Here is a 13,761-nt window from a genome sequence, read left to right as displayed (position 1 = left end):
CTAGTTGTTTTTCTGGCCCGGCATCGGCTTGGCGCTCACAATGTCGTCAGCTTTGACCCAGCCGGGCGTGCCGATCGCGAACCGCGTCTTGGCGCGCGATGCCAGCTCGCGGGCGGTCTTGGCGTCGCCACGCAGATAGGCCGCCTGCGCCGAGGCGAGGTCGGCCTGGGCGTAGTCGCCCTTGCGGCCATAGGCCATCGCGAGCTGGGTATAGCCGAGCGGCGCCTCGGGCTCGCGCGCCACGGCGGCCCGCAGCATGTTGATCGCCTCGTCGGTCAGGGCCTTGTTGTCGGAGGCAACCAGCGCCTGGCCGAGCAGCATCTCGATCAAGGGCGCGCTGCCGGACAGTTGCACCGCGCGGCGCAGCGGTGCGATCGCCTCGGCCGGCCGGCCGCCTTCGAGCAGCGCCTGGCCGCGCAATTCGTAGAAATAGGGATTGTTGGGCTGCACCTGGATCAGGCCGTCGATCTGCGCGATCGCCGAACGCAGATCGCCGTGCAGGTAGGTGGTGATCGCGCGCGCATAACGTGCCGGCAGGCTGGTGTTGGTCAGCGGATAGCGGCGATACACCGTGTCCTGCCGCTCCATGAAGCCGGAGATCTTGGCGCGCATCATGTCGTGACGCAGTTGCAGTGCCGGATCGTCCTTCTTGTCCCAATAGGGGCTGGAGCGCGCCAGCTCCTCCAGCGCGGAGACGCGGTCGACCGGCATCGGGTGCGATTGCAGATAGGGGTCGGCGCCGCGCGCCGCGAACAGGCTCTCGTCGGTGAAGCGCTTGAAGGTCTCGTACATGCCGCGGGCAGACTGACCGGTCGCGGTCAGGAACCTGACGCCGGCACGGTCCGCATTCTCTTCCTGTTGGCGCTGGTAGGACAGCAGCGTGCGCTGAATCACCGATTGCGGCGCCGAGATCGCGGCGGCGCCTGCGCTGGAGAGGCCGTTGCCACCGCCGCCACCCGCAGCACCCGCGGCCAGCGCGCCGACGCCGAGCAGCATCGCGATGATCATCTGGGTCTGCGCCTGCGCCAGCTGCTCGCGCATCTTGGCAAGATGACCACCGGCCAGATGGCCCGTCTCATGCGCCAGCACGCCGATGATCTGGTTCGGCGTCTCCGATTGCAGCAGTGCGCCGTAATTGACGAAGATGCGGCGGCCATCGGCGACGAAAGCGTTGAACGAACTCTCGTTGATGATGACGATCTGGATGTTCTGCTTCTCGAGACCCGCGGCGCGCAGGATCGGCCTTGTGTATTCGCGCAGCAGCTGCTCGGATTCGGTGTCGCGTAGCACCGGCGGCCCCTTCTGCTGCTGCGCGTGCACGGGGACGACAGGTCCCATTGCGAGCGCGACCGCGGTCAACAAGGCGGTCAGCTTGAAGGTCTCGGTGCGGCGCGTGAGGCGGAACAGCATGGGCGATCTATCGGCAATCACCGGCCGCGCCGGCGTGAAGCCGGGTTCCGGGTCCGACCGGATCAGGCGCGTGGCGCAGTCTGTTGTTTTTGCAGTTCTTCTTCACGCGAACCGGGTATGCACTTGAGCTGAAAACGCTATAAGGAGCCACCGAATGCGGCCAGTCTGGGGCGGCCGCATGTAACGGGAACCCAAATCCGGCAGCGGCCGTGCAATAGCAGAAATCCATGCATGAAGCGACAGCGAGAGACCGTGTGAGCAGCCTTTTGACAGCGTCCGGACGGAGCGATGTTCCACCGTTCATGGTGATGGACGTGATGGCCGCTGCGGCGCGAATCGAGGCAGCCGGCGGCCACGTCATCCACATGGAGGTGGGGCAGCCCGCCGCATCCGCGCCGAAGCCGGCGATCGCGGCGGCGCAGGCCGCGCTTGTGGACGGGCGGATCGATTACACCTCGGCGCTCGGCATCCCCAGCTTGCGGGCGCGCATCGCCCGGCATTACCGCGACGCGCATGGCTGCGCGGTCGATCCCGAGCGCATCATCGTCACGACGGGCTCGTCGGGCGGGTTCATCCTGGCGTTCCTTGCGATGTTCGAGCCGGGCGACCGGGTCGCGGTCACCGTGCCCGGCTATCCGCCGTACCGGCATATCCTGACGGCGCTCGGCTGCGAGCCGGTGCTGATCGAGACCTCCAATGATACCCGGCATGCGTTGACCGGCGAGGCGCTGCTGGCGGCCCATCGCAAGGCGCCGCTGAAGGGCGTGCTGGTCGGCAGTCCCGCCAACCCGACCGGCACCATGATGTCACGCGAGGCGCTGTCGAGCCTGATGGCGGCCGCCGACAGCGCCGGCATCCGCTTCATCTCCGACGAGATCTATCACGGGCTCGACTACGCATTCCCCGCGGTGACGGCGGCGGAGCTGTCGCCGAACGCGCTCGTGATCAACTCGTTCTCGAAATACTTCTGCATGACAGGCTGGCGGGTCGGCTGGATGGTGGTGCCCGATGTGCTGGTGCGGCCGATCGAGCGGCTGCAGCAGAATTTGTCGATCTCGGTGCCGACATTGTCGCAGATCGCGGCCGAAGCGGCGTTCGAGGGCCGCGAGGAGATGGAGGCGATCAAGCGCGGCTATCAGGAGAACCGCCGCATTCTGATCGAGGGGCTGCCGAAGGCAGGGCTGACCAAATTCCTGCCCGCCGACGGCGCGTTCTATCTTTATACCGACGTCTCCGACTTCACCTCCGACAGCTTCGCCTTCGCCAGCGAGATGCTCGAGAAGGCGCATGTCGCAGCGACCCCGGGCGTCGATTTCGATCCGATCCACGGCCGCGCCTTTATCCGTTTTTCCTATGCCCGTTCGGCCGCGGACATGCAGGAAGCAGTTGCGCGGATCGCGCATTGGCTTAAATAGCCCGCAATCTCTGAGAGCCTTCCACCTTGTCGGTTCGATCGGTTTCGCGCGCCTGGCCCTGGTTTCGGCGGGAGCCACGCGCGACAGATCGCCGCGGATAAACGGCAGGCCCCACACAGTTCCATTTGACTTGAACGGCCAAGTTGATCTTGGCTGTTTCCGCCATTTCTGAGGGGGAGTGACACATGGCAACGGCAACCGTTGCCACGGCTTCACCGGCCAGCGCCGGTCGCAAGCCGTGGTACAAGATTCTCTACGTGCAGGTTCTGATCGCGATCGTGCTCGGCGCGCTGGTTGGCGCGTTCTGGCCACAGCTTGCCACCAATGAGTGGATCAAGGCGCTCGGCGACGGCTTCATCAAGCTGATCAAGATGGTGATCGCGCCGATCATCTTCTGCACGGTGGTCTCGGGCATCGCCCATATACAGGATGCCAAGAAGGTCGGCCGCATCGGCGTCAAGGCGCTGGTCTATTTCGAGGTGGTCTCGACCTTCGCGCTGGTGATCGGACTGCTGGTCGGCAATATCGTGAAGCCGGGCGCGGGCTTCGGCAACGCGGCGGCCAACGCGCAGGCGGTTGCCGGCTATGCCAAGCAGGCGGAGGCGCAGAAGAGCGTCGACTTCGTGCTGCACATCATCCCGGACACCGTCGTCGGCGCCTTCGCGCAGGGCGAGATCCTGCAAGTTCTGCTGTTCTCGGTGCTGTTCGGCTTTGCGATCATGGGCCTCGGCGAGCGCGGCCACACCATCCGCTCGTTCATCGACGACGCCGCGCATGCGGTGTTCGGCGTCATCTCGATCGTGATGCGGGCGGCGCCGCTCGGTGCGTTCGGCGCGATGGCCTTCACCATCGGCAAGTTCGGCACCGGCGCGATCCTCAATCTGATGGGGCTGATCGCGACGTTCTATCTGACCGCCGCGCTGTTCGTTCTCGTGGTGCTCGGCGTCATCGCGCGGATCGCGGGGTTCTCGATCTTCAGGTTCCTGGCTTACATCAAGGACGAGCTCCTGATCGTGCTCGGCACCTCGTCCTCGGAGAGCGCGCTGCCGTCATTGATGGAGAAGCTCGAACGGCTCGGCTGCTCGAAATCCGTGGTCGGCCTCGTGGTGCCCACGGGCTATTCGTTCAACCTCGACGGCACCAACATCTACATGACGCTGGCGACGTTGTTCATCGCGCAGGCGCTCGGCTACGATCTCACCTTCAGCCAGCAGCTCACCATCCTGATCGTGGCGATGCTGACCTCGAAGGGCGCCTCCGGCATCACCGGCGCGGGCTTCATCACGCTGGCGGCGACGCTTGCGGTGGTCGATCCGCGCCTGGTGCCGGGCATGGCGATCGTGCTCGGCATCGACAAGTTCATGAGCGAGTGCCGCGCGCTGACCAATCTGTGCGGCAACGGCGTCGCCTGCGTGATCGTAGCCTGGTGGGAGGGCGAGCTCGACCGCGACAAGCTCAACGCCAATCTGGCCCGGCAGATCGATCCGACCGACATGGAGACCGCGCTGACGACGGACTGATTTTCCTTCGACGTCAGAACCGGTCCAGCCGATACGGCGAGGTGTCCACGGCGGATGCCTCGCCGTTCATCGTTTCGGCCAGCACGCGTGCCGTCGCCGGGCCGAGCGTGAAGCCCTGGTGGCCGTGACCGAAATTGACCCACAGCCCGCGATGCCGCGGCGCGGTTCCCAGCACCGGCAGCATGTCGGTGGTGCAGGGGCGGGTGCCGAACCACGGCTCGGGCTCGACGCGGCTGCCGATCTCGAGCAGCTCGCGCGCGGCGACTTCGGCGTAGCCGAGCTGGATCGGCGTCGCCGGCGCGTCGGGACTCGTCAGCTCCGCGCCGGTCGTGATGCGGATGCCCTTGGCCATCGGCGCCATCGCATAGCCGTTCGCGGTGTCGACCAGCGGCAGGTCGAGCGAGCGGCCGCCCTGATAGTGCATGTGGTAGCCGCGCTTGCGCACCAAGGGGATGCGGTAGCCGAATTTGCGCAGCAATTGCGGTGACCACGGCCCGAGCGTGACGACGACATGGGCGGCATCGATCCGGCCGCCTGTCGTGTCGACCGACCAGCCCGATGGCGTCTGCGCCAGCGTCTGCGCGTCGCCGGTCAGCAGCGTCCCGCCGAGGCGCTCGAACAATCCGGCATAGGCCGAGACCAGACCGCCGGGGTCCGACACGGTCCACGGCCCGAGCCAGTGAATGGCGCCGGGCAGGTCGTCGCGCAGCAGCGGCTCGGCCTCGGCGAGCGCCTTGCCGTCCAGCACGCGGAAGGTCACGCCGAAGTCGCGCCGGTTCTCCTCGGCGACGGCGATCGCCTGCTCCAGCGCCGCCGGGTCGCGATGCAGCAGGCGATAGCCGGCGCGGCGGATCAGGTTGTCGGCATGGGCGTCGCGGATCAGCTTGTCGTGCTCGGCGGTGGCATGGGCAATCAGGCGCGCCCAGGCGATGGTCGCTTCGCGGTGCCGTTCGGGCGTCGAGTTCCACCAGTAGCGCAGCAGCGGACCGGCGTGCCGCGGCAGCGAGGCGAGGCGATAGCGCACGTCGTTGGTACGTCCCATCGCGATCTTGGCGAGGATGGCGGGATCGCGCGGCATCGGATAGGGCCGCACCGCCTCGCTCTGGATGATGCCGGCATTGCCGTAGCTGGTCTCGCGGCCGGGCTCCCTGCGATCGACGAGCGTCACCGCCCAGCCGCGGCGCTGCAAATGCAACGCCGTGCTGACGCCCACCATGCCGCCGCCAAGAACGATCGCGCTTTGCATGAGATCCGTCTCCGTCAGGCTCCGTTACGCCGGGCTCTGACGAACGGAATGCCTGTCCAACAAAAACGCCCGGCGCGAGCCGGGCGTTTCGATTTGCAGGGAGCCTTAGTTGCCGCCGCCGAAGCGGCGCGACCACCAGCCCTTGCGGGCCGGGGCCTCGGCCGCTGCGGCCGGCGCGGGCTCCGGTGTTGCTGCGGGTTCATGAGCAGGGGCAGCGTCCTCCGCCGTGCTCTGAACCAAGGCGGGGGCCGCGGCCTCGGGCTGTGGGCTCGACGCGAAGCTGACCTTTTCGCGGACCGTGGAACGGCGGCGCTGCGCGCGATCGCCTTCGGCGCCGGTGTCCTCTGCGGCTGCGGCCGGAGCCTCCGGCGCAGGCGCCGCAACGGCCTCGACAACAGCGGTCTCGACCGGCTGCCATTCCGGCGGAGCGGCAACCGGCTCGGGCTGCACGAGCGAGGGAGCCTGTTCCCCGTCACGGCTATCGAAATCGGCGACCGCGTCGCTGGCTTCGGGCGCCGGCGGCGGGCTCAACTCATCGGAAATCGATCCGGCGAGACCGTCATCCGGTCCGCCGCTGCCGCGCCGGCGGCGGCCGCCACGACGTCCGCGGCGGCGCGGGCGGCGATCGCCACTGCCGGCCTGGTCGTCGCGCGCTGCGCCCTGCTGCTCGTCGCCTTCCTCCTCATCGCCTTCGGCATCGCCGGCGGCAACCGCCTCGCTGCCTTCGGGCAGGACATGCATGAGGTCGCCGTCGTCGCGCGGCTGCTGGGCGCCGTCGCGCGCTTCGCTGCCACCCCCGCGGCCACGGCGGCGGCGGCGGCGCTTGCGGCGCTGACCATCGCCTTCGCCCTCGGCCGCACCTGGTTCTTCGCCGGCCGCCCGGTCGTCGGCGAGGCCTTCGGTCTCGTCGGTCTCGATCTCGGCCTCGTATTCGAACAGCTCTTCCTCGTCGTCGGCTTCGTCGACCTGCGCCGGTGCGGCAGCGGCCTGCGCGGCAAGCAGCGCCTTGGCGGCTTCGAGCGTATGCACCTGCTCGCCGCGATCGATGATGTAGGATTGCTGGCCGTGCACCGTGGCATCCGCAACGATCGACAGCGAGACGCGGAAGGCGTCCTCGAGGTCGCGCAGATGGCCGCGCTTGTGATTGAGCACATAGAGCGCGACGTCGGTGCGGGTACGGACCACCAGATTGTGGGTCGCCCCCTTCATCAGGATTTCCTCGATGCCGCGCAAGAGCTGCAGCGCTACCGACGAAACCGAGCGGACGTGACCGGAACCGCCGCATTGCGGGCAGGGCTCCGTCGAGCTTTCGAGCACGCTGGCGCGGATGCGCTGGCGCGACATCTCCAGCAGGCCGAAATGCGAGATGCGCCCGACCTGGATCCGCGCGCGATCCTGGCGCAGGCAGTCGGACAGCTTGCGTTCGACCGCGCGGTTGTTGCGCTTCTCGTCCATGTCGATGAAATCGATGACGATCAGGCCGGCGAGATCACGCAGGCGCAACTGCCGGGCGACTTCTTCGGCGGCTTCCAGATTGGTCTTGAGCGCGGTGTCCTCGATGTGGTGCTCGCGCGTCGCCCGTCCCGAGTTGACGTCGATCGAGACCAGCGCCTCGGTCTGGTTGATCACGATATAGCCGCCGGAGCGCAGCTGCACGGTCGGCGAGAACATCGCGTCGAGCTGGCTTTCAACGCCCATCCGCGAGAACAGCGGCTGGCCGTCGCGATATTGCTTCACTGCGCGCACATTGGCCGGCATCAGCATCTTCATGAAGTCGCGCGCTTCGCGGTAGCCGGCTTCGCCCGCCACCTGAATCTCGTCGATCTCCTTGTTGTAGAGGTCGCGCAGCGAGCGCTTGATCAGCGAGCCTTCCTCGTAGACCAGGGTCGGCGCCTGCGACTTCAGCGTCAGGTCGCGTACCGTCTCCCACATCCGGATCAGGTATTCGAAATCGCGCTTGATCTCCGGCTTGCTGCGGGAGGCGCCGGCGGTGCGCAGGATGATCCCCATGCCCTCGGGCACGTCGAGGTCCTGCACCACTTCCTTGAGCCGCGAGCGGTCCTGGGCCGAGGTGATCTTGCGGCTGATGCCGCCGCCGCGCGCGGTGTTGGGCATCAGCACGGCGTAGCGGCCGGCGAGCGACAGATAGGTGGTCAGCGCGGCGCCCTTGTTGCCGCGCTCTTCCTTGACGACCTGCACCAGCATCACCTGCCGGCGCTTGATCACTTCCTGGATCTTGTACTGGCGGCGCGGACGGAACGCGCGCTCCGGAACTTCCTCGAGTACATCGTCGCCGCCGACGGACTCGACGACGTCCTCTTCCTCGCCTTCTTCGCCCTCGTCCTCTTCGTCATCCTCGCCGGCCTCATCGCCATGCCCGGCTTCGGGCGCGGCGACCTCCGCCAACCCGGCGTATTCGGCGACCACATGCTCGTCGGCCGCGGCGTGGACGTCATCGGCGGCCGCAAGCGGCGCGTCGTCGGCATGCGCGGCGTTTTCCTCGACCTGCTCCTCGTGGGCCCGCTCGGGCTCATGGTTGGCCTCGGCGGGCTCGACGGATTCGGGCGCAGCCGACGCAACGGAGGCTTCGACCACCGCAACGACGGGGTCGGACAGGGGCCCGGCGGCCGCCTCGCTCACCGCGGGGGCGTGATCGTGATCATGGTCGTCGTGATCATGGGCATGATCGTGGTCATCATGGCCGTGATCGTCGTGACCATGGTCATGATGCGCGTGATCGTGGTGCTGCTCGTGGTCCTCGTGATGGGCGCGATCATGCGCCTCATGCTCGTGACCCTCATGGGCGACCACGCCATGATCGTGATGCCCGGCCTCATGGTCATGATGTTCAGCATCGACCGGCTGTTCGTGCGCCTCGATCGCGGGCTGCGGCTGTGCCTCGGCAGCCCCCTCGATCACCTCGCTCTGGACGCGGTCGCCATGGCCGCGGCGGCGGGCATTGCGGTGACGCGACCGGCGGCGATGGCCGCGGTTCTCGTGCTCTTCCTCGGCCTCGCGATGGGCGCGCTCGTCGGCTTCGATCAGCGCCTGACGGTCGGCGACCGGGATCTGGTAGTAATCGGGGTGGATCTCGCTGAAGGCCAGGAAGCCGTGACGGTTGCCACCATACTCGATGAAGGCGGCCTGCAGCGACGGCTCGACGCGCGTGACCTTGGCGAGATAAATGTTGCCGCGCAGTTGTTTGCGCTGGGCGGTCTCGAAATCAAACTCTTCGACGCGATTGCCGCGGACCACGACGACCCGGGTCTCTTCCGGGTGGGTGGCATCGATCAACATCTTGTTGGGCATTTTGGAGCTCTTGACGGCGGCGGGCGCGGATCATGGCGCGCGCAAACTGCGCCGCCCGGTGACGCGACGGTCCACCTGATTCGGGGGTGAGGGGAAGGCCAAAACGCATCTCGCGGCACAGCGCCGGACGGGAACCCACCGGGATGATGCGACGGGCGAGGCTTTCACCTCGCGTCAGCGCGATCATTCGGGAGATCCTGGTCGGCAATGCAGTCTGGCGCATTAAGCGTCGGCCCGTCTAAACATGTTGGCGGCGAGAAATACCGCCGTATCTTTTGCTGAAAGCCCAGCCCGGCGCCGAAGCCCCTGCTGGCCATCGCATATCGAGGCCCCAAGGGACCGGATAATCGGTTATGCCGTGTCTCAAACCGTCCCTCTGGCGAGGGAGTGTGTCTGGGACCGGACGCCGCTCGGGCTTGAATCCGCCACTCCGTGTCAGCCGCGCGCGGCGCTGGCTGGGGAGGGACCGGAAAAACACGGCGGGATCTTCGACTTGGAAGATTCCACCGCTGCACCGGGAGGCTGAACGCGACACAACCGGGAGTACTAGCCGTCAGCATCCCGTACATACGTGGATTGACCGCCGCGTGCAAGGGAAGCGTCACGCCGCCGCAACACTCGGTTCTTTTCATTGGAGCGTCATTAGGGTGCGATTAACCGTGCGGTTCTAATGCGGTAAGAAGCAGCTGGGAGGCTCCGAATCGGGTGGAGAACCGCGCAAAACACCTTGTTTTTCTGGGCGGCGGCCTGTTGTGCGCTGCAGCATTGGTGTTTGCCCTGGCCAGTGCCCCCAGCGCGGCCGAGGGTCCGCAGAATGGACAGGCAGCACCGGCCGCCGGTGCCACGGCCGCCGGCACGTCGGATTTCCCGGTCGCATCCGGCGCCAGGATCGCCGGCGATGACAAGCAGACCCGATTCATCCTCGATTTGGATCGCAAGATCGAATTTCGCGCCTTCCCGTTGGCCGATCCCTATCGCGTCGTGGTCGATATCCCGCAGGTCAATTTCCAGCTCCCCGCCGGCACCGGTGCGACGGGGCGGGGGCTGGTGAAGGCGTTTCGCTACGGGCTCGTGATGCCCGGCGGCTCCAGAATCGTGTTCGACCTGAACGGGCCGGTGAAGATCGCCAACTCCTACGTGCTCGACGCCGCCAACGGCCAGCCGCCGCGGCTGGTGCTGGACTTCGAGGAGGTCGATCGCACCAGCTTCGTGCAGTCGCTCGCACCGGAGAGCCGGCCCGAACTGAAGCCGGCGATCTCCGAATCCACCACCGCGACCGTTCCGGCAGTCACGACCGCGGCGCTGCCGCCGGTGACGACCACCGACCCGCGTCCGCTGATCGTGATCGATCCCGGTCACGGCGGCATCGACAATGGCACCCAATCCGGTGACCAGACCGAGAAGAACCTGGTGCTGGGCTTCGGCCTTGCCCTGCGCGACCGGATCGAGAAATCGGGCAAATATCGCGTGGTCATGACCCGGTCCGACGACACCTTCATCCCGCTCAACGACCGGGTGAAGATCGCCCGCTCGCAGTCCGCGGCGCTGTTCGTCTCGATCCATGCCGATGCGCTGCCGCGCCGTGAGGGCGACGCCCAGGGCGCCACGATCTACACGGTGTCGGACAAGGCCTCTGACGCCGAGGCCGAGCGGCTGGCGGAAGCGGAAAACAAGGCCGACGCCATCGCCGGCGTGAACCTGACCGACGAGCCGACCGAGGTTGCCGACATCCTGATCGACCTCGCGCAGCGCGAAACCAAGACCTTCTCCAACCGTTTCGCCCGTCTCTTGATGGACGAGATGAAGACCACGGTGCGGATGCACAAGAATCCGCTCAAATCGGCCGGCTTCCGGGTGCTGAAGGCGCCCGACGTGCCGTCGGTGCTGGTCGAGATCGGCTATGTCTCCAACAAGGGCGACCTCGAACATCTGGTCTCCGAGAACTGGCGCAACAAGGCGGTCGGCTCGATGGTCCAGGCGATCGACGCGTTCTTTGCCAAACGGCTGGCAACTGCCGGACCGGCAAAGTGAAATCGGCCGACTGAAAAGCCGGCGCCGTGGCCCGGAAGCCCTAGTTTGGCCACAGCGGCGACGGTATAGACAGGGGACCGCAGGTCCGCAGAATCGACCATATTGTCCGGCGGCTCTTGTATATTCGCGTGCGCAAGGCGGCTCGCTGGGCCAAGCTTCGTTGTTGGAAGCCTCACTGTGGGGAGGCATCGTTGGGTGAGGCTTCGCACTTTTGGACAGGCGCTTCGAACCATTAGGCGCCCGAGGGTAGGAACGGAACGTCGATAATGCGCCTGCTCGTGCGGTTTCTGGGTTTCTTGTTCGCCGCCGGAACGGTCGTGTTCCTGGTCGGGGTCGCGGCCGTCGCCGGCGCGATCTGGCATTTCTCCAAGGACCTGCCGGACTACTCGCAGCTTCAGGACTACGAGCCGCCGGTGATGACCCGCGTGCATGCCGCCGACGGCGCGCTGCTCGGCGAATACTCCAAGGAACGCCGGCTCTATCTGCCGATCCAGGCGGTGCCGAAGCTCGTGATCAACGCGTTCCTCGCCGCCGAAGACAAGAACTTCTACGAGCATGGCGGCATCGACTATTCGGGCATGGCGCGCGCCGCGATCCTCTACGCACAGAACTACGGCTCCAATCGCCGCCCGCAGGGCGCCTCGACCATCACCCAGCAGGTCGCCAAGAACTTCCTGCTCACCAACGAAGTCTCGTTCAGCCGCAAGATCAAGGAAGCCTTGCTGGCGATGCGTATCGAGCGTGCCTATTCCAAGGACCGCATCCTCGAGCTCTATCTGAACGAGATCTATCTCGGGCTCGGCGCCTACGGCATCGCGGCCGCGTCGCTGGTCTATTTCGACAAATCGGTCAACGAGCTGACGATCGCGGAAGCGTCCTATCTGGCCTCGCTGCCGAAGGCGCCCGCCGCGCTGCATCCGGTGCGCAACCGCGACCGCGCCATCGAGCGCCGCAATTACGTGATCGACCGCCTGCTGGAAAACGGCTGGATCAAGCAGGCCGACGCCGACAAGGCGCGCAAGGATCCGCTCAACGTCACCAACCGCTCCAACGGAGCGCACATCTTCGCCGGCGAATATTTCGCCGAGGAAGTCCGCCGCGACATCTTCGAGCGCTATGGCGAGAAGAAGCTCTATGAGGGCGGCCTGTCGGTGCGCACCACGCTGGATCCCAAGATCCAGGTAATGGCGCGCAAGACCATGGTCGCCGGCCTCGTCAACTACGACGAGGCGCAGGGCTGGCGCGGGCCGGTTCACAAGCTGGACGCGTCAGGCGATTGGGGCGTCAAGCTTGCCGACGTCAAATCGCTCTCCGACATCTCGCCCTGGCGGATGGCGGTGGTGCTGGAGAGCAACGACCAGTCGGCGCGGATCGGCTTCCAGCCGGGCCGCGAACTCGGCGGCGCCGTCAGCAAGGAGCGGCAGACCGGCATCATCACGATGGACGGCGTGCGCTGGGCCAAGTCCAAGGGCAAGGCGCCGACGGCGGTCTCGCAGGTGTTGCAGCCGGGCGACGTGATCTATGCCGACCCGCTGGTGACCAAGGACGGCAATCCGGTCGAAGGCCAGTATCGGCTGCGGCAATTGCCTGAAGTCTCCGGCGCCATGGTGGCGATGGATCCGTGGACCGGCCGTGTGCTCGCGATGGTCGGCGGCTTCTCGTTCGACCAGAGCCAGTTCAACCGCGCGACGCAGGCCTACCGGCAGCCCGGCTCGTCGTTCAAGCCGATCGTGTACTCGTCGGCGCTGGACAACGGCTATACGCCGTCGACCACCGTGATCGACGCGCCGATCGAGATCGATCAGGGGCAGGGCGCCGGCGTGTGGCGTCCGGAGAACTATTCGACCGGCAAGTATTACGGCCCGACCACGCTGCGCAACGCGTTGCAGCGCTCGCTCAACACGGTAACGGTGCGCCTCGCCCAGGACATCGGCATGCCCCTGGTCGGCGAGTATGCAAAGCGCTTCGGCGTCTATGACGAGTTGCCGAACTATCTGTCCTACGCGCTCGGTGCCGGCGAGACCACCGTGATGCGCATGGTCACCGCCTATTCGATGTTCGCCAATGGCGGCCGTCGCGTGAAGCCGACCTTGATCGATCGCATCCAGGACCGCTACGGCCACACCATCTTCAAGCACGACACCCGCGAATGCCGCGGCTGCGACGCGCCCGGCGGCTGGAAGAGCCAGCCGGAGCCGCAGCTGGTCGACCGCCGCGAGCAGGTGCTCGACCCGATGACGGCCTACCAGATCACCGAGATGATGGAAGGCGTGGTCCAGCGCGGCACCGCGACCGTCGTCAAGGAGGTCGGCAAGCCGATCGCCGGCAAGACCGGCACCACCAACGACGAGAAGGACGTCTGGTTCGTCGGCTTCTCGCCGGATCTCGCTGTTGGCGTCTACATGGGCTACGACAAGCCGCGCAATCTCGGCCGTGCCGCGACGGGCGGCCATGTTGCAGCGCCGATCGCCCGCGACTTCCTCAAGCTTGCACTCGCCGACAAGCCGCCGACGCCGTTCAAGGTGCCGGCCGGCATCAAGCTGATCCGCGTCGATGCCAAGACCGGCATGCGCGCCGGCCCGGGCGATGGCGGCAACACCATCCTCGAAGCCTTCAAGCCGGGCACCGCGCCGCCGGAGAACTATTCGGTGATCGGTGTCGCCGATGCCGACGGCCGCGGCCCCGCGCCCGGCCCGCAGCCGTCGCAGAGTGGCGGGCAGCCCGACGGCGGCTTCTTCATGCGCCCGGGAACCGGGGGGCTGTACTAACGGCCGACAGGTCCAAATCGCCGGGATAGGGCCGCCAAGCCGATTGCGCTTTGCTGCGCCGG

General features: G+C 66.7%; 8 protein-coding genes. 5 read left to right on the top strand and 3 right to left on the bottom strand.

Going from position 1 to position 13,761, the window contains the following annotated elements; genetic code table 11:
- The gene (locus ACVINW_RS32550; RefSeq protein ID WP_456755050.1) at nt 1-1,410 is read right to left on the bottom strand and encodes a M48 family metalloprotease; all 1,410 of its coding nucleotides are present in this window, start codon (nt 1,408-1,410) and stop codon (nt 1-3) included.
- A gap of 227 nt (nt 1,411-1,637) precedes the next feature.
- Between ACVINW_RS32550 and ACVINW_RS32545 the strand changes: the two genes are divergently transcribed.
- Complete coding sequence (locus tag ACVINW_RS32545; protein ID WP_456755049.1) at nt 1,638-2,825, top strand: pyridoxal phosphate-dependent aminotransferase; 1,188 nt, start codon at nt 1,638-1,640, stop codon at nt 2,823-2,825.
- Nucleotides 2,826-3,010: 185 nt separating this feature from the next.
- The gene (locus ACVINW_RS32540; RefSeq protein WP_456755048.1) at nt 3,011-4,345 is read left to right on the top strand and encodes a dicarboxylate/amino acid:cation symporter; all 1,335 of its coding nucleotides are present in this window, start codon (nt 3,011-3,013) and stop codon (nt 4,343-4,345) included.
- Nucleotides 4,346-4,358: 13 nt separating this feature from the next.
- On the opposite strand, the gene ACVINW_RS32535 is transcribed toward ACVINW_RS32540, so the two are convergent.
- Complete coding sequence (locus tag ACVINW_RS32535; RefSeq protein ID WP_456755047.1) at nt 4,359-5,591, bottom strand: NAD(P)/FAD-dependent oxidoreductase; 1,233 nt, start codon at nt 5,589-5,591, stop codon at nt 4,359-4,361.
- Nucleotides 5,592-5,696: 105 nt separating this feature from the next.
- Complete coding sequence (locus ACVINW_RS32530) at nt 5,697-8,231, bottom strand: Rne/Rng family ribonuclease (protein ID WP_456755046.1); 2,535 nt, start codon at nt 8,229-8,231, stop codon at nt 5,697-5,699.
- A gap of 21 nt (nt 8,232-8,252) precedes the next feature.
- Here ACVINW_RS32530 and ACVINW_RS32525 point away from each other — a divergent pair, with 21 nt between their 5' ends.
- From ACVINW_RS32525 to ACVINW_RS32515, 3 genes are all read left to right on the top strand, one after another.
- Nucleotides 8,253-8,990 (top strand): hypothetical protein, encoded by a 738-nt coding sequence (locus ACVINW_RS32525; RefSeq protein ID WP_456755045.1) that lies wholly within the window; start codon nt 8,253-8,255, stop codon nt 8,988-8,990.
- Nucleotides 8,991-9,605: 615 nt separating this feature from the next.
- The gene (locus tag ACVINW_RS32520) at nt 9,606-10,931 is read left to right on the top strand and encodes an N-acetylmuramoyl-L-alanine amidase (RefSeq protein ID WP_456755044.1); all 1,326 of its coding nucleotides are present in this window, start codon (nt 9,606-9,608) and stop codon (nt 10,929-10,931) included.
- Between the two features lie 266 nt (nt 10,932-11,197).
- Nucleotides 11,198-13,699, top strand: a complete 2,502-nt coding sequence (locus tag ACVINW_RS32515) for a penicillin-binding protein 1A (protein ID WP_456755043.1) — start codon at nt 11,198-11,200, stop codon at nt 13,697-13,699.
- The last annotated feature ends 62 nt before the right edge of the window (nt 13,700-13,761 follow it).

The sequence above is a fragment of the Bradyrhizobium sp. USDA 4461 genome, assembly GCF_054055655.1.
Note: the sequence above shows the minus strand (reverse complement) of the source record. Positions and strands in the feature narration are given on the sequence as shown.

Bases quoted from the DNA above. Each gene is read 5' to 3' on its own strand.
- ACVINW_RS32550 (WP_456755050.1), bottom strand. From the start codon at position 1,410: ATGCTGTTCCGCCTCACGCGCCGCACCGAGACCTTCAAGCTGACCGCC.
- ACVINW_RS32545 (WP_456755049.1), top strand. From the start codon at position 1,638: ATGCATGAAGCGACAGCGAGAGACCGTGTGAGCAGCCTTTTGACAGCG.
- ACVINW_RS32540 (WP_456755048.1), top strand. From the start codon at position 3,011: ATGGCAACGGCAACCGTTGCCACGGCTTCACCGGCCAGCGCCGGTCGC.
- ACVINW_RS32535 (WP_456755047.1), bottom strand. From the start codon at position 5,591: ATGCAAAGCGCGATCGTTCTTGGCGGCGGCATGGTGGGCGTCAGCACG.
- ACVINW_RS32525 (WP_456755045.1), top strand. From the start codon at position 8,253: ATGGTCGTCGTGATCATGGGCATGATCGTGGTCATCATGGCCGTGATC.
- ACVINW_RS32515 (WP_456755043.1), top strand. From the start codon at position 11,198: ATGCGCCTGCTCGTGCGGTTTCTGGGTTTCTTGTTCGCCGCCGGAACG.